This is a genomic window from Streptomyces javensis, from assembly GCF_039525925.1.
Lineage (GTDB): Bacteria > Actinomycetota > Actinomycetes > Streptomycetales > Streptomycetaceae > Streptomyces > Streptomyces asiaticus.
In genome coordinates, this window is the sequence record NZ_BAAAIF010000022.1 from 1 (window position 1) to 18,612 (window position 18,612).

At 73.1% G+C, this 18,612-nt stretch carries 2 protein-coding genes; both read left to right on the top strand.

The window, feature by feature from the left end:
• The coding region (locus tag ABD329_RS20920) for an SDR family NAD(P)-dependent oxidoreductase (protein WP_344316742.1) at positions 1–8,909 on the top strand (8,909 nt) is incomplete at its 5' end.
• A gap of 45 nt (positions 8,910–8,954) precedes the next feature.
• Positions 8,955–18,572 (top strand): type I polyketide synthase, encoded by a 9,618-nt coding sequence (locus ABD329_RS20925; protein ID WP_198274814.1) that lies wholly within the window; start codon positions 8,955–8,957, stop codon positions 18,570–18,572.
• Positions 18,573–18,612: the final 40 nt, after the last annotated feature.

Here is an 18,612-nt window from a genome sequence, read left to right on the forward strand (position 1 = left end):
TCGACACCGGCCACGGTGTGTTCATCGAGGTGAGCCCGCATCCGGTGCTCACCCTTCCCGTTCAGCAGACCGTGGAGGCCGCCGAGGCCCAGGCCGTCGTCATCGGCACGCTGCGCCGTGACGAGGGCGGCCTGGAGCGGTTCCTGACCTCGATCGCCGAGCTGCATGTCCATGGGGCCGACGTCGACTGGCGGAAGGTGTTCGCCGGGCACGGCGCCCGCCAGGTGGATCTGCCGACGTACGCCTTCCAGCGGCAGCGGTACTGGCCGCAGGCGGCCGAGGACGGCGGGCTCGGCAACGGCCCCGTGTCCGAGGCCGACGCGGTGGACGCCAAGTTCTGGGAGGCCGTCGAGCGCGAGGACCTCGAAGGACTGGCGCGGACGCTGGAGCTGGACGGGGAGGCGCCGCTGAGCGCGGTGCTGCCCGCCCTGTCGTCGTACCGGCGGGGCAGGCGTGACCGCTCGACGGTCGACAACTGGCGCTACCGGATCAACTGGAAGCCCGTCATCGACCAGCCGTCGTCCGGCTCCGAGCAGGGGCAGGGCGCCCCGATCACCGGTACGTGGATGGTCGTCGTCCCGCCGGTCGACGCCGCTCGCGCACTGGCCGAGCGCATCGCGCGGGACGTGGAGCGCCACGGTGCCCGCATGGTGCGGGTCGACCTGGACGAGACGGAGCCGGAGCGGTCGTCGCTGGTCGGACTCCTGCGGGCCGCCGCCCCCGGCGCGCCGTCCGCGGACGGGGACGAGCAGGAGGGGACGCTCGCGATCGACGGAGTGCTCTCCCTGCTCGCGCTGGACGAGGAGGCGCTGGCCGAACACCCGGGCATTCCGCGCGGCTTCGCCGGCACCGTGGCCCTCGTCCAGGCGCTGAGCGACATCGACATCGATGTGCCGCTGTGGCTCGCCACCACCGGAGCCGTGTCCGTGGGCCGCTCCGACCGGGTCGACAGCGTCAAGCAGTCCCTGGTGTGGGGTCTGGGCCGAGTGGTCGGCCTGGAGTACGCACAGCGCTGGGGCGGTCTGGTCGACCTTCCCGAGTCGCCGGACGCGCTCGACGAGCGGGCGCTGAACCGCCTGGTCGGCCTGATCGGGCGCTCCGGTGACGAGGACCAGGTGGCGGTGCGCGCCTCCGGTGTCTTCGCCCGACGGCTCGTCCGGGCCCCCTTGGGCGACGCCCGGCCGGCCCGCGTCTGGGAGCCTCGCGGCAGCGTCCTGATCACCGGTGGTACCGGTGCGCTCGGTGGCCGTCTCGCCCGCTGGCTCGCCCGTGGCGGTGCCGAGCACCTGGTGCTGACCAGCCGTCGCGGCCTGGAGGCCCCCGGCGCGGCCGAGTTGAGGGACGAGCTGACCGCGCTCGGCGCGCGGGTCACCGTGGCGGCGTGCGACGCCGCCGACCGTGACGCGCTGCGGGAGCTCCTCGACGGGCTGCCCGCCGAGTACCCGCTGACCGCGGTGGTGCACGCGGCCGGTGTCCTGGACGACGGCCTCATCGACACCCTCACCATCCCCAGGACGCAGGGGGTCTTCCGGCCCAAGGTGGACGCCGTGGTGAACCTCCACGAGCTCACCCAGGACCTGGACCTCTCCGCGTTCATCCTCTTCTCCTCCTACGCCGGAACCGTCGGTGGTGCCGGTCAGGGCAGCTACGCCGCCGCGAACGCCTTCCTCGACGCCCTGGCGAAGCAGCGCCGGGCCCAGGGACTGGCGGCCACCTCGGTGGCGTGGGGCGCCTGGGGCGGCGGCGGTCTGGTGGACGACGCCACAGCGGCCCAGCTGAAGCGGCGCGGTATGCCGCCGCTGGTGCCCGAACTCGCCGTCGACGCCCTTCAGCAGGCGCTCGACCACGACGAGGTGGACATCACCGTCGCCGATGTGGACTGGGAGCGCTACGCGCCCGGCTTCGCCTCGGCCCGGCCGCGTCCGCTGCTGAACGAACTGCCGGAGGTGCGGGAGGCCCTGGAGGCGGCCGAGGCCGAGCTGGGCGCGGCGCTCACCGGGCTGGCCGTGCGCCTCGAAGGGCTGTCGGCCGTCGAACGCGAGGCGGAGGTGCTCGACCTCGTCAGGTCCCACGCCGCCGAGGTGATCGGATACCCGAGCGCCGACGCGGTGGAGCCCGAACGGGCCTTCCGGGACATCGGGTTCGACTCGCTGACCGCCGTGGAACTGCGCAACGGCCTCAGCGCGGCCGCCGGTGTGAACCTGCCGGTCACGATGGCGTTCGACTACCCGACGCCCACCGTGCTCGCCCGGTTCATCCTCGGCGAGGTGCTGGGCACCGCCCCCGCCCCGGCCGATGACCTGCCGGTGGTGACGGGCACGGTCGTGGACGACGACCCGATCGCGATCGTGTCGATGAGCTGCCGCTTCCCCGGCGGGGTGCGCACTCCGGAGGACCTGTGGCGACTGGTCTCCGAGGGCAGCGACGTGATCAGCGCCTACCCGACCAACCGTGGCTGGGACCTGGACGACCTCTACAACCCGGACCCTGAGAACACGGGCACCAGCTACGCGAGCGGCGGTGGCTTCGTCTATGACGCCGACGAGTTCGACCCGGCCTTCTTCGGGATCGCCCCGCGCGAGGCGCTGACCATCGATCCCCAGCAGCGGCTGCTGCTGGAGACCTCCTGGGAGGCGTTCGAGCGGGCGGGCATCGACCCCACGTCGCTCAAGGGGAGCCGGACCGGTGTCTTCGCGGGAAGCAACGGCCAGGACTACATCGGCCTGCTGCTGACCGCCCCGGGCGGACCCGACGGCTACCTCGGCACCGGCAACGCGGGCAGCGTCGTCTCGGGCCGTGTCTCCTACACCTTCGGTCTCGAAGGACCGGCGGTCACCGTGGACACGGCGTGCTCCTCGTCGCTGGTGGCGCTGCACATGGCCGTGCAGTCGCTGCGTCAGGGCGAGTGCTCGCTGGCGCTGGCCGGCGGTGTCACGATCATGTCCACCCCGGGCTCGTTCGTGGACTTCAGCCGCCAGAAGGGGCTGTCGTCGGACGGCCGGTGCAAGGCGTTCGCGGCCTCGGCCGACGGAACGGGCTGGGCCGAGGGCGTCGGTGTGCTGCTGCTCGAGCGGCTGTCCGACGCGCGGCGCAACGGCCACCCGGTGATGGCGATCGTGCGCGGCTCCGCCGTCAACCAGGACGGCGCGTCCAACGGTCTGACGGCGCCCAACGGCCCGTCGCAGCAGCGGGTGATCCGCCAGGCGCTGGCCAGCGCCGACCTCGCCGCCCACCAGGTGCAGGCGGTGGAGGCGCACGGCACCGGCACCAGGCTCGGTGACCCGATCGAGGCGCAGGCGCTGCTGGCCACCTACGGCCAGGGACGGCCGGAGGACCAGCCGCTGTGGCTGGGCTCCATCAAGTCCAACATCGGACACACACAGGCGGCCGCCGGTGTGGCCGGTGTCATCAAGATGGTGATGGCCATGCGCGAGGGCGTGCTGCCGCGGACGCTCCACGTCAACGAGCCCACGCCGCACGTGGACTGGACGGCGGGCCAGGTCCGGCTGCTGACCGCGCCGACCGCGTGGCCGGAGGACGGCGAGCCGCGCCGGGCGGGCATCTCCTCGTTCGGCATCAGCGGCACCAACGCCCACACCATCATCGAGCAGGCCCCGGAGCCGGAGGCGGTGGAGCGGGTCCGTACGGACGACACTCCCTCGACCGGTTCGGAAACGCTCCCCTGGACGGTCGCCGGCAAGGGCGCCGAGGCGCTGCGCGCCCAGGCCAGGAGCCTGTACGACTACGTGGCGGCCCACCCCGAGCTCGACCTGAACGACGTGGGCCACTCGCTGGCGGCCACCCGGTCCGTGTTCGACCACCGCGCCGTGCTCATGAGCGGCGACCGGGACGGGCTGCTGAGCGGTCTGGAGGCCATCGCCTCCGGTGGCACGGCACCCGGAGTCATCCAGGGATCCGTGGGCACGGCCGGCAAGACGGCGTTCCTCTTCTCGGGTCAGGGCGCGCAGCGTCCGGGCATGGGCCGCGAGCTGTACGACGGCTTCCCGGTGTTCGCCCAAGCTCTGGACGAGGTGTGCGCGTACCTCGATGTGCTGCTCGACCGGCCACTGCGGGACGTCATGTTCGCCGCCGAGGGCACTGCGGACGCCGAGCTGCTGAACCAGACGGCGTTCACCCAGCCCGCCCTGTTCGCCATCGAGGTGGCGCTGTTCCGGCTGCTGGAGCACTGGGGTGTCACCCCGGACGTGCTCATCGGCCACTCGGTGGGCGAGGTGGCCGCGGCCCATGTGTCAGGGGTGCTCTCGCTGGAGGACGCGTGCGCCCTCATCGCGGCGCGTGGCCGGCTGATGCAGGCGCTGCCGGAAGGCGGCGCGATGGTCGCGGTGCAGGCGTCCGAGGAGGAAATCGCGCCGTCGCTCGCCGGGCGGGAGGCCGAGGTGAGCATCGCCGCCGTCAACGGCCCCACGGCCGTGGTCATCGCGGGCGATGAGGCCGCGGCGCTGGAGATCGCCGAGGACTGGGCGGAGCAGGGTCGTAAGACCCGCCGGCTGCGGGTCAGCCACGCCTTCCACTCGCCCCGCATGGACGCGATGCTGGAGGACTTCCGCGAGGTCGTCTCCGGTCTGTCCTTCGAGGCACCGTCGATCTCGCTGGTCTCCAACCTCACGGGCGCGTCCGCGGGCGCGGCCGAGGTGTGCTCGCCCGAGTACTGGGTGCGGCACGTACGGGAGGCGGTCCGCTTCGCCGACGGCGTACGGGCCCTGGAGAAGCTCGGGGTGACCTCGTTCCTCGAGGTCGGTCCCGACGGTGTGCTCACCGCGATGGCCCAGGACTGCGTGACGGCCGACGAGGCCGGAGACGCTCTCACCCTCGTCCCCGCGCTGCGCAAGAACCGCCCCGAGGCCCAGGCGCTGACCACGGCGCTGGCCGAACTCCACGTCCACGGCACCACCGTGAACTGGTCGACGGCGTTCGCCGGGCTGGACGTCCGGCGGGTGGACCTGCCCACCTACGCCTTCCAGCGGCAGCGCTACTGGCCGAAGGCCGGCGGCCCGATGACCGGGGACATCTCCTCCGTCGGGCTCAGCTCTCCCAACCACCCGCTGCTGGGTGCCGGAGTGGAGCTCGCGGGCCGGGACGGATTCCTGTTCACCAGCAGGCTGTCGGTGCAGAGCCAGCCGTGGCTGGCCGACCACGCGATCGCGGGCGCGGCCCTGTTCCCCGGGACCGGATTCCTCGAACTGGCCATCCGCGCCGCCGACCAGGTCGGCTGCGGCCGGGTCGAGGAGGTCACCCTGGCCACCCCGATGGTCCTGCCGGAGAACGAACCGGTCCAGGTGCAGCTCTGGGTGGGTGACACGGACGAGACGGGCCACCGCTCGCTCAGCCTGTACTCCCGCCCGGCCGACGCGTCCTCGGACGAGCCGTGGACACAGCACGCGGCCGGTGCGCTGGCCCCGACCGGCCCCGAGCCGTCGTTCGACCTGGCCGCGTGGCCCCCGGCGGACGCGGAGGCGCTGGACATCAGCGACTTCTACGAGCGCTTCGCCGCCTCCGGCTTCGCCTACGGCCCGGTGTTCCAGGGCCTGCGGGCCGCCTGGCGCTCCGGCGACGACGTCTACGTCGAGGTCGGGCTCGGTGAGGAGCACGCGTCGGACGCGGCCGACTTCGGCCTCCACCCGGCGCTGCTGGACGCCGCCGTGCAGGCGGTGACCTTCGTCGCCCTGGAGGACGTCGGCCTCTCCCGGCTCCCGTTCTCCTGGAGCGGGGTGTCGCTCCACGCCGGTGGCGCGTCCACGCTGCGGGTGCGGCTCACCCAGCTGGGACCGGACTCCATCGCCCTCGCGGTGGCCGATGGAACCGGCCGCCCGGTGGCGTCGATCGAATCCCTCGTGCTGCGCCCGGTGTCGGTGGACCACATCGACACGGCCAGGACGTCGGCGTTCCGCGACTCGCTGTTCACGCTGGACTGGACCCCCGTACCGGCCGTCGCCGCGGCCGAGGCGGAGGCCGCGCGCTGGGCCGTGGTGGGCACCGACCACTACGGACTGGCCGCCGGCGCGATCGCCGGGGCCGAGGTGACCACCTACGCCGATCTCGACGCCCTGGGCGCCGCGATCGACGGTGGCGCCGCCGCCCCGGAGGCCGTACTGGTCTCCTACGCACCGGGCCTCGACGACGAGGCGGCCCAGGGCAGGCCCAAGAGCAAGGCGAAGAGCGGGGCCAAGGGCAAGAGCAAGGCCCAGCGGGGCCTGGAGCCGGCGGGCGCCATCCACGCGGTGACGCACCACACGCTCGGCATGATCCAGGGCTGGCTCGGCGACCGCAGGTTCGCTTCCTCCCGGCTGGTCTTCGTGACCTCGGGGGCCATGGCGCCCGAGGAGCGCGACGAGACCCCGGACCTGATCCACGCACCCCTGTGGGGCATGGTGCGGTCCGCGCAGTCGGAGAACCCGAACTGCTTCGTCCTGGTCGACCTGGACGAGGACGAGGCGTCCAAGGCGATGCTGCCGTCGGTGCTCGCCACCGACGAGCCGCAGGCCGTGGTCCGCGAGGGCACGGTGCTCGGCCAGCGCATGGCCCGGGTCTCCTCGGGCACCGCGCTGCTGCCGCCCGCCGGGGTGCGCGAATGGCGGCTGGACATGCACGCCAAGGGGACCTTGGAGAACCTGGCGCTGCTGCCCTGCCCCGACGCCACGGAGGAGCTGGGCGCGACCGAGATCAGGGTGGCGCTGCGCGCCGCGGGCCTGAACTTCCGCGATGTGCTCAACGCCCTGGGGATGTACCCCGGGGAGGCCGGGCCGCTCGGTGGCGAAGGCGCCGGTGTGGTGACCGAGGTCGGCTCCGCGGTCAAGGACCTCGTGCCGGGCGACAAGGTGATGGGCATCTTCAGCGGGTCGTTCGGCCCGGTCGCCATCACCGACTCGCGCGTCGTGGCCCGGGTCCCGCGGGACTGGACGTTCGAGCAGGCCGCCTCCACCCCCATCGTGTTCCTGACGGCCTACTACGCCATGCGGGACCTGGCGGGCCTGAAGGAGGGCCAGTCGGTGCTGGTGCACTCGGCGGCCGGTGGTGTGGGCATGGCCACGCTCCAGCTGGCGCGGCACTTCGGCGCCGAGGTGTTCGGTACGGCGAGCGAGGGCAAGTGGGACACCCTGCGGTCGCTGGGTCTGGACGACGACCACATCGCGTCGTCGCGGACGCTGGACTTCGAGAAGCGCTTCCTCGATGTGACCGGCGGGCGCGGCATGGACGTGGTGCTCGACTCGCTGGCGCGGGAGTTCGTGGACGCGGGTCTGCGACTGCTGCCGCGCGGTGGCTGGTTCCTCGAGATGGGCAAGACCGACATCAGGAACCCGGAGGAGGTGGCCGCCGAGTACAGCGGCGTCTCCTACCAGGCGTTCGACCTCATCGAGGCGGGCCCCGACCGCATCCACGAGATGTGGAACGACCTGATCTCGCTGTTCGAGCGCGGGGTGCTGCGGCCGCTGCCGGTGCGCACCTGGGATGTCCGCAGGGCGCCCGACGCCTTCCGGTTCATCAGCCAGGCCCGCCACACCGGCAAGGTGGCGCTGACCATGCCGAGGACGCTGGACGGCCCCGGCACGGTGCTGATCACCGGTGGTACGGGTGGTCTGGGTGCTCTGCTGGCCCGTCACTTGGTGGTGGAGCACGGGGTTGAGCGGTTGGTGCTGACGAGTCGTCGTGGTGCGGAGGCGCCGGGTGCGGCGGAGTTGGTGGCGGAGTTGGCGGGGCTTGGTGCCGAGGCGGAGGCGGTGGCGTGTGATGTCGCCGATCGTGCCGCGGTGGAGGGCCTGCTGGCGGGGATTGGTTCGGAGCGTCCGCTGTCGGCCGTGGTGCATGCGGCGGGTGTGCTGGATGACGGTGTGGTGGAGTCGCTGACGCCGGAGCGGGTGGACAAGGTGCTGCGTCCGAAGGTGGACGCCGCGCTGCACCTCCACGAGCTCACCCGCGATCTCGACCTCTCCGCCTTCATCCTGTTCTCCTCCGTCTCCGGTACCTTCGGCGGCGCCGGCCAGGCCAACTACGCGGCGGGCAACGCGTTCATGGACGCCCTCGCCCAGCACCGCAGGGCCGAGGGGCTCCCCGCGGCCTCGCTCGTCTGGGGTCCGTGGACACAGGACGGCGGTATGACCACCGAGCTGGCCGACGCCGACGTCACCCGCATGACCAGGACCGGCATGGTCGCCCTCACCCCCGAGGCCGGGCTCGCGCTGTTCGACGCGACCCGCGACCTCGACGGGGCCGTCCTGGTGCCCATGACGATGGACATGGCGTCGGTGGGCGAGCCGGTACCCGCGCTGCTGCGCGGCCTGGTGCGGGCACCCGCCCGCAGGACCGCCGAGTCGGGCGCCGCGAGCACCACGGCCGACCCGGCCGCCGCGCTCAAGCAGCACCTGGCCGGGAAGTCCGAGGCGGAGCGCGAGCGCATCCTGGTGGACCTGGTGTGCGACCAGGTGGCCGTCGTACTCGGCTACGCGTCGGGACAGGCGATCGAACCCGGACACGCCTTCAAGGACCTGGGCTTCGACTCCCTGTCGGCCGTCGAGCTGCGCAACCGGCTCAACGCGATCACCGGAACGCGGCTGCCGGCGACCCTGGTGTTCGACTACCCGACCCCGGCGTCGCTCGGACGATTCCTGCGGGAAGAGGTCACCCCCGCGGACGGGCCCGCGACCGAGCCCGTCTTCGGAGAGCTCGACCGGCTGGAATCCACCCTGTCGGCGCTCGACTCCGACACCGAGACGCACGCCCAGATCATGGCGCGGCTCCAGGGCCTGGTGGCCAAGTGGTCCGCGGGCGGCACCGGGCAGGTGTCCGGCACCGCTACGGCGCCGGACGACGACATGGACGACGACAGCGAGATCGAATCGGCCACCGCCGACGAGATCTTCAAACTCATCGACGACGAATTCGGAATGTCCTGACGTGGTGAGCTGGAACTCACAGAGTGTTTCAAGGGGCTGGGGATAGTGGCGGAAGACGAAAAACTCCTTGACTACCTCAAGAAGGTGACTGCTGACCTGCGTCAGGCCCGGCGGCGACTTCGACAGGTGGAGGAGCGGGACCGGGAGCCCATCGCCATCGTGGCGATGAGCTGCCGGTACCCGGGGGGTGTGCGGACTCCGGAGGACCTGTGGCGGCTCGTCGCCGAGGGCGGCGACGCCATCACCGAGTTCCCACCCGACCGGGGCTGGGACGTGGATGGCTTCTTCGACCCGGACTCGGACCGGTCCGGCACCTTCTCCGTCCGTGAGGGCGGATTCCTGGACGCGCCCGGCGACTTCGACCCCGGCTTCTTCTCCATGAGCCCGCGGGAGGCGCTCGCCACCGATCCCCAGCAGCGGCTGCTGCTGGAGACCGCCTGGGAGGCGTTCGAGCGCGCCGGAATCGACCCGGCGTCGGTGCGGGGCAGCCAGGCCGGTGTGTTCGTCGGCGCCTCGCCCTCCGGCTACGGCGCCGGGGTGAGCGAGATGCCCGAAGGCGTGGAGGGGCTGCTGCTCGCGGGCAACGCCACCTCCGTGGTCTCCGGGCGGGTGGCCTACACCCTGGGCCTGGAGGGGCCCGCCGTGACGGTGGACACCGCGTGCTCGTCGTCGCTGGTCGCGCTGCACTGGGCCTGCCAGGCGCTCCGTCAGGAGGAGTGCTCGCTGGCCCTCGCGGGCGGTGTCGCCGTCATGTTCACCCCCAGCATGTTCGTGGAGTTCAGCCGGCAGGGCGGCCTCGCTCCCGACGGCCGCTGCAAGGCGTTCGGCGCGGGTGCCGACGGCACCGGCTGGGCGGAGGGCGTGGGCCTGCTCCTCCTGGAGCGGCTCTCCGACGCCCGGCGCAACGGCCACCCGGTGCTGGCCGTCGTCCGTGGTTCGGCGATCAACCAGGACGGCGCGTCCAACGGTCTGACGGCCCCCAACGGGCCCTCGCAGCGCCGGGTGATCCGCCAGGCGCTCAAGAACGCCGGCCTGACCCCGGCCGATGTGGACGCGGTGGAGGCGCACGGCACGGGTACGTCACTGGGCGACCCGATCGAGGCGCAGGCGCTGCTCGCCACCTACGGCAAGGAGCGGCCGGAGGACAAGCCGCTGTGGCTGGGCTCGCTGAAGTCCAACATCGGCCACTCCCAGGCCGCCGCCGGTGTCGGTGGGGTCATCAAGATGGTGATGGCCATGCGGAACGGCGTGCTGCCCAAGACGCTCCACGCGGACGAGCCGTCATCCCAGGTGGACTGGTCGGAGGGGGACATCCGGCTGCTCAACGAGTCGACCCCCTGGCCCGAGAGCGAGCAGCCCCGGCGGGCCGGTGTGTCCTCGTTCGGCATCAGCGGCACCAACGCCCACGCGATCCTGGAGCAGGCCCCCGAGCCCGAGCCGGTCGAGGAGGCCGAGACCGAGGTCACCGAGGGTCCGGTGGCCTGGGTGGTGTCCGGCCGCAGCGCGGCCGGCCTGCGCGCACAGGCGGGCACGCTGCGGAACTTCCTGGCCGAGCGTCCGGAGCTGAGCGCCGCCGATGTGGCGTACTCGCTGGTGGCGACCCGGTCCGTGTTCGAGCACCGCGGGGTGGTGACGGGAGCCGACCGCGAGGAGCTCCTGGAGCGGCTGGGCGCGTTGGCCGGGGACGAGGTTGCCTCGGGCGTGACGCGTGGCGTGGCGGATGTGCGTGGCCGTTCGGTGTTCGTGTTCCCCGGCCAGGGGGCCCAGTGGATGGGCATGGCGGTGGACTTGCTGGAGTCCTCGCCGGTGTTCGCCGAGGCGATCGGCGAGTGTGAGACGGCCCTGTCGGCGTACGTGGACTGGTCGCTCACCGAGGTGCTGCGTGGCGTTGACGGCGCTCCGGGCTTCGACCGGGTGGATGTGGTCCAGCCGGTGCTGTTCGCGGTGATGGTGTCGCTGGCGAGGCTGTGGCGCTCGGTGGGCGTCCGGCCCGATGCCGTGATGGGCCACAGCCAGGGCGAGATCGCCGCGGCGTGTGTCGCGGGCGCGCTCTCGCTCCAGGACGCGGCGAAGGTGGTGGCGCTGCGCTCGCAGGCCATCGCCGCCGGTCTCGCGGGCCGTGGTGGCATGGTGTCCGTCGGACTGTCGGCGGACCAGGCCAAGGAGCGCATCGCCGCCTGGGACGGCGCGATCTCGGTCGCCGCGGTCAACGGCCCCGGCTCCGTGGTGGTGTCCGGCGACCCGAAGGCGCTGGACGAGATGGTCGCGCGGCTGGAGGGTGAGGAGATCCGTGTTCGCCGGGTTCCGGTGGACTACGCCTCGCACTCCGCGCACGTGGAGGCCATCCGCGAGGAGCTGCTGAAGGTCCTGGCGGACATCACGCCCCGTACGCCGGAGGTGCCGTTCTACTCCACGGTGTCCGGTGAGCTGGTGGAGACCGCCGGTCTGGATGCCGAGTACTGGTACCGGAACCTCCGGCAGACGGTCGAGCTGGAGGCCACCACTCGTACCCTCCTCGGCTCCGGCCACGCCACATTCATCGAGGTGAGCCCCCACCCCGTTCTTACCCTGCCCGTTCAGCAGACGGTTGAAGCCGCCGAGGCGCAGGCCGTCGTCGTCGGCACGCTGCGGCGCGACGAGGGCGGTCTGGAGCGGTTCCTGACCTCCGCCGCCGAGGTGTTCGCGCGCGGCACCAAGGTCGAGTGGATGACCACGCTGGAGGGCCGTGGCGGCAGCAAGGTCGAGCTGCCGACCTACGCCTTCCAGCGCGACCGCTACTGGCTCGACGGCTTCGGCCTGCCGCCCAGCGGAGGCGCCGCCGACGCCATCGGCTCCGTCGACGCGCGGTTCTGGGACGTGGTGGAGCGCCAGGACCTGGAGTCGCTGGCCGGAGCGCTGGCGGTCGACAGCGAGGCGCCGCTGAGCGCGGTGCTGCCCGCCCTGTCGGCGTACCACCGCAACAACCGCGACCAGTCCACGATCGACGGCTGGCGCTACCGAGTGTCGTGGAAGCCGCTCTCCGACGTCGCCGACGGCTCGCTGTCGGGGACGTGGCTGGTGGTCGTTCCGGCGTCCCGTGCCGGGGACGAACTCGTCTCGGACGTTGTCACCGGGCTCGAGCGGCACGGCGCGGGTGTGGTCTCGGTCGTGGTGGACGAGCGGGACCTGGACGCGGACGTGCTGGCGGAGCGGCTGCGAGAGCTGGCCGCCGAGACGCCCGAGCTGGGCGGCGTGCTGTCGCTGCTCGCCCTGGACGAGGAGCCCTGCCCGGGCCACCCGGCGCTGGCGGGCGGCTATGCGCTGACCCTGGTGCTGGTGCGGGCGATGGTGCTGGCCGACATTCCGGCCCGGTTGTGGTGCGGTACGCGCGGCGCCGTGTCGGTGGGCCGTTCGGACCGGCTCACCAGCCCGACCCAGGCGATGGTCTGGGCGCTGGGCCGGGTGGCCGGTCTTGAGCTGCCGCCGCTGTGGGGCGGTCTGGTCGATCTGCCCGAGTCGCTGGACCGGCGCGGCGCGGCGCGGCTGGCCGGTGTGCTGTCCGTCGAGGGCGGCGAGGACCAGGTCGCGGTGCGCGGCTCCGGTGTCTTCGTACGCCGTCTGGCGCGGTCCGCCCCGGCCGTCGGCGAGGAGACCTCGTGGCGGGCGCGCGGCACGGTGCTGGTCACCGGTGGCACCGGCGGGCTCGGCGGCCAGGTGGCCCGCTGGCTGGTCCGGAGCGGTGCCGAGCACCTGGTGCTGACCAGCCGCCGCGGTCTCGAGGCCGAAGGCGCCGCCGAGTTGAAGGCGGAGCTGGAGGGCATGGGCGCCGAGGTGACGGTGGCCGCGTGCGACGCGGCGGACCGCGACGCGCTCGCCGCCGTCCTGGACGCCGTACCGGAGCACCAGCCGCTCACCGGAGTGGTGCACGCGGCGGGTGTCACGATCGCGGCCTCCCTGCTGGAGACCGAGCTCGCGGACGCGGCCAGGGTGGTGTCGGGCAAGGTCGCGGGCGCCGTCAACCTGGACGAGCTGCTCGGCGACCGTGAGCTCGACGCGTTCGTGGTCTTCTCGTCCATCTCGGGTGTGTGGGGCGGCGGCAGCCAGGGCGTCTACGGCTCCGGCAACGCGTTCCTGGACGCGCTCGTGGAGCAGCGCCGGGCGCGGGGTCTCGCGGGCACCGCCGTCTCCTGGGGCCCGTGGGCCGAGGGCGGCATGGCCACCCGGGACGACGCGGGGGAGCAGCTGGCGCGGCGCGGACTGCCCGCGATGGCACCCGAGTTGGCGATCGCCGCTCTGGAGCGCGCGGTGGCCGGTGACGACGGGGTGGTGACGGTCGTGGACGTGGACTGGGAGCGGTTCGCCCCCTCGTTCACCGCGGTCCGCCCCAGCCCGTTGCTGAGCGACCTCGACGAGGTCCGGGCGCTGGAGACGAAGGGCGACGGTGGCGAGAACGCCGACGCCGCCGGGGCGCAGCTGCGCGAGCGGCTGAAGCCCCTCACCGAGGGCGAGCGGGACCGGGCGCTGCTCGATCTGGTGCGCAAGCACGCCGCTGCCGTGCTCGGTTACGCCTCCGCGGAGATGGTGGAGCCGAACCGGGCCTTCCGCGATCTGGGCTTCGACTCGCTGACCGCGGTCGACCTGCGCAACCGGCTGGCCGCCGAGACCGGTCTCAGCCTGCCCGCCACACTGGTCTTCGACTACCCCAGCGCCGGCACCCTCGCGGCGCATCTGCGCACCGAGGTGCTGGGCGCCTCGTCCACGGAGCTCGCCACCGGGTCCGGGGCCGTGGCCGGGCCCGGCGCGGACGACGACCCCATCGCGATCGTCTCCATGAGCTGCCGCTTCCCCGGCGGGGTGCGGAGCCCGGAGGACCTGTGGCAGCTGGTCGACGGTGGCGGCGACGCCATCTCGTCCTTCCCGTCGGACCGCGGCTGGGACCTGTCCGGCATGTACGACCCGGACCCGGACCGGCCGGGCACGTTCTACGCCCGTGAGGGCGGATTCCTCTACGACGCGGGCGAGTTCGACCCCGGCTTCTTCGGGATCTCGCCCCGTGAGGCCCTGGCCACCGACCCCCAGCAGCGGCTGCTGCTGGAGACCTCGTGGGAGGCGTTCGAGCGGGCGGGCATCAACCCCGCGTCGGTGCGGGGCAGCCAGATCGGTGTCTTCGTGGGCTTCTCGGGCTCCGGATACGGCACCAACCTGGAGACCGTCCCCGAGGACGTCGAGGGCCATCTGCTGACCGGCAACGCGGGCAGCGTCGTCTCCGGCCGTCTCGCCTACACCTACGGCCTGGAAGGCCCCGCCGTCACGGTGGACACGGCCTGCTCCTCGTCGCTGGTGGCCCTCCACCTGGCCTGCCAGTCACTGCGTCAGGGCGAATGCTCCATGGCGCTGGTCGGCGGTGTGGCGGTGATGGCCACGCCGATGGCGTTCGTCGAGTTCAGCCGGCAGGGCGGACTCGCGCCCGACGGCCGCTGCAAGCCGTTCTCGGCCGCGGCGGACGGTACCGGCTGGAGCGAGGGCGCCGATGTGCTGCTGGTGGAGCGGCTGTCGGACGCCCGGCGCAACGGCCACCAGGTGCTGGGCATCGTGCGCGGCTCCGCCGTCAACCAGGACGGTGCGTCCAACGGGCTGACGGCCCCCAACGGCCCCTCGCAGCAGCGGGTGATCCGCCAGGCGCTGGCCAGCGCCGGGGTGTCGGCCGCCGAGGTGGACGCGGTGGAGGCACACGGCACGGGCACCTCGCTCGGTGACCCGATCGAGGCGCAGGCGCTGCTGGCCACCTACGGCAAGGAGCGGCCGGAGGGCCGCCCGCTGTGGCTGGGCGCGCTGAAGTCGAACATCGGGCACACCCAGGCCGCGTCCGGACTCGCCGGCGTCATCAAGATGGTCATGGCGATGCGGCACGGCGTACTGCCGAAGATGCTGCACGTGGACGAGCCGTCGCCGCAGGTGGACTGGTCGGCGGGCGAGGTGCGGCTGCTGACCGAGGCCACCGCGTGGCCGGAGACGGGTCAGCCGCGCCGGGCGGGTGTCTCCGCGTTCGGCGTCAGCGGCACCAACGCGCACACCATCATCGAGCAGGCCCCGTCGGACGACCGGGACCCGCGCCCGGCCGAGGTCACGGATCCCGACGACCGTGGCGCCGCTCCCTGGACGCTGTCCGCCCGGAGCGCGGACGGGCTGCGCGCCCAGGCACGGCGGCTGCGGGCCCAGCTGACCGCACAGCCGGAGCTGAGCCTGAAGGACGTCGGCTACTCCCTGGTCGCCACCCGGTCGGTGTTCGAACACCGTGCCGTGCTGACGGGCGCGGACCGCGCGGAGCTGCTGCGCGGGCTCGAGGCCGTCGCCACCGGCGAGGAGGCCCCCGGGGTCGTGCGCGCGGTCGCCACTCCCACCGGGATCACCGCGTTCCTGTTCTCCGGCCAGGGCGCCCAGCGCCTCGGCATGGGGCGGGAGTTGTACGACGCCTTCCCGGTGTTCGCCCAGGCGCTGGACGAGGTGTGCGCACACCTGGACGTGACCCTGGACCGCCCGCTCAAGGACGTGGTGTTCGCGGCGGAGGGCAGTGCGGACGCCGAGTTGCTGGATCAGACGGCGTTCACCCAGCCCGCGCTGTTCGCGGTCGAGGTGGCGCTGTTCCGGCTGCTGTCCGCGTGGGGTGTGGCACCGGATGTGGTGATCGGCCACTCCATCGGTGAGATCGCCGCCGCCCATGTGGCCGGGGTGTTCTCGCTGGAGGACGCGTGCGCCCTGGTGGCCGCCCGTGGCCGGCTGATGCAGGCGCTGCCCGAGGGCGGCGCGATGGTCGCCATCGAGGCGTCGGAGGAGGAGATCGCGCCGTCGCTGACCGGTCGTGAGGCCGAGGTGAGCATCGCCGCGGTCAACAGCCACTCCTCCGTGGTCATCGCCGGTGACGAGGCCGCCGCGCTGGAGATCGCCGGGCAGTGGGCGGAGCAGGGCCGCAAGACCCGCCGGCTGCGGGTCAGCCACGCCTTCCACTCGCCCCGCATGGACGCGATGCTGGACGACTTCCGCAAGGTCGTCGAGGGGCTCTCGTTCGCCCCGCCGGCCATCGCCCTGGTGTCCAATGTGACGGGCAAGTCGGCGGGCGCCGACGAGGTGTGCTCGCCGGAGTACTGGGTGCGCCACGTCCGCGAGGCGGTGCGCTTCGCGGACGGGATGCGCTCCCTGGAGAACGCGGGAGCGACCAGGTTCTTCGAGGTGGGCCCCGACGGGGTGCTCTCGGCGATGGCACGCGAGTGCCTGACGGTGGAGGAGACTTCGGCCCCCGTCGTCGTGCCCGCGCTGCGCAAGGACCGCCCGGAGGTCCAGGCGCTGACGACGGCCCTGGCCGAACTCCACGTCCACGGCACCACCGTGGACTGGGAGGCACTGTTCGCGGGCGAGGACGTCCGGCGGGTCGAACTACCGACGTACGCGTTCCAGCGGCAGCGCTACTGGCTGGACGCCCCCGAGAGCGACGCCTCCGCAGCCCCCGCCGCCGCGGACGAAGGTGACGCCCGGTTCTGGGACGCGGTCGAGCGTGCGGACCTGGAGGCGCTGACCACCGCGCTGCACGTGGACGGAGACGCCACGCTGACCGAGGTGCTGCCCGCCCTGTCGTCCTACCGCAAGGGCCACCGCGAGCGGTCCACGGTGGACGGCTGGCGCTACGAGATCGCCTGGACCCCGGTGTCCGAGCTCTCGGAGCGGGCGCTGACCGGGACCTGGATGGTCATGGTTCCGGCCTCCTACGCCGACGACGAGCTGGTCACCTCCGCGGTGGCCATGCTGGAGCGGCAGGGCGCGGAAGTGGCGCGGATCGAGCTCGACGGCGCGGCGGACATCGACCGCGAGGCGGTCGCCGAGCGGCTGCGCACGGCGGCCGGGGCCGCGTCGGACGGGGCCGTCGGCGGGGTGCTCTCCCTGCTGGCCCTGGACGAGGCCCCCTGCGCCGGGCACACCGTGGTGCCGAGCGGGCTCGCGCTCAACCTCGTCGCGCTCCAGGCACTCGTGGACGCCGGCGTCGAGGCCCCGCTCTGGGTGGCCACACGAGGCGCCGTGTCGGTGACCGGATCCGACACCCTGCGCAGCGCCGTCCAGGCGCAGATGTGGGGCCTCGGCCGGGTCGCCGGCCTGGAACACCCCCGGCTCTGGGGCGGTCTGGTCGACCTCCCGGAGACGTTCGACGAGCGGGCCGCGGCCCGGCTGTCCGGTGTGCTGGGCGGCGGCGCGGGCGAGTTCGAGGACCAGGTGGCGGTGCGCACGTCCGGTGTGTTCACCCGGCGCCTGGTGCGGGCCACCGCGCCGCGGACCACGGCCCGGCCGTGGAGCGCGCGCGGCTCGGTGCTGGTGACCGGCGGCACCGGGGGAGTGGGCAGCCAGGTGGCCCGGTGGCTGGCGGGCGCCGGCGCCGAGCACCTGGTGCTGACCAGCCGCCGTGGCCTGGAGGCCGACGGTGCGGCCGAACTGCGCGACGAGCTCACCGCGTTGGGCGCGCAGGTGACCATCGCGGCCTGTGACACCGCCGACCGCGAGGCGCTGGCCGCCGTACTGGCCGCCATCCCGGAGCGGTACCCGCTGAGCGCCGTCGTGCACGCGGCGGGTGTCCTGGACGACGGTGTCCTGGACGCGATGTCGGTGGAGCGGGTCGCGGGCGTGCTGCGTCCCAAGGTGGCGGGAGCCCGCAATCTGCACGAGCTGACCGAGGGCCTCGACCTCTCCGCGTTCGTGCTGTTCTCCTCGCTCGCCGGAGCCATCGGCGGCGCCGGGCAGGGCAGTTACGCGGCGGCCAACGCCTACCTCGACGCCCTGGCGCAGCAGCGTCGCGCCCAGGGCCTGGCGGCCACCTCGGTGGCCTGGGGCCCGTGGGCCGAGGGCGGCATGGCGGTCGACGGGGCCCTGGAGGAGCGGCTGCGGCGCGGCGGCATGGCCGCGATGACCCCGGAGCTGGCGGTCAAGGCCCTCCAGCAGGCCCTCGACCTCCAGGAGACCCACCTGGCCATCGCCGACCTCGACTGGGAGCGATTCGTCCCCTCCTACACCGCCGTACGGGCCAGCCGGCTGCTGGACGAGGTGCCCGAGGCGCGGCGGATCCTGGAGGCCGCGACCAGTGGCGGCGCCGCCACGCAGTTCGAGACCGGTGGCTCGGAGCTGCGCGAGCGGCTCGCCGGAATGTCCGAGGCGGAGCAGGAACGAGCCCTGCTCGAACTGGTCACCACGCAGGTGGCGATGGTGCTGGGCTTCCCGTCGGTGGAGTCGGTCGAGTCCCAGCGGGCCTTCCGCGAACTCGGCTTCGACTCGCTGACCGCCGTCGAGCTGCGCAACCGGCTCGACGCGGCGACGGGCCTGCGCCTGCCCGCGACGATCGTCTTCGACCACCCGACGCCCGTGGCGCTCGCCCGACGGCTGCGGACCGACGTCGTGCGGGACGGGGTCTCGGCGGCCGCACCGATCCTCGGCGAGCTGGACCGGATCGAAGCGGCGATGGCCACGATCTCCGCCGACGACGTGGACCGGCCGAGGATCACCACGCGCCTGCAAACGCTCCTTCTGAAGTGGGGAGAGGCGGAACAGGAATCGCCCACCTCGGGCAAGAAGGCGGTTTCGGACAAGATTCAGTCGGCGACGTCGGACGAGATCTTCGACTTCATCGACAAGGAGCTCGGGATCTCCTGAGCTGGCGCGGTCGGTTCCCGAGGGTCGTTCCTTACTACTT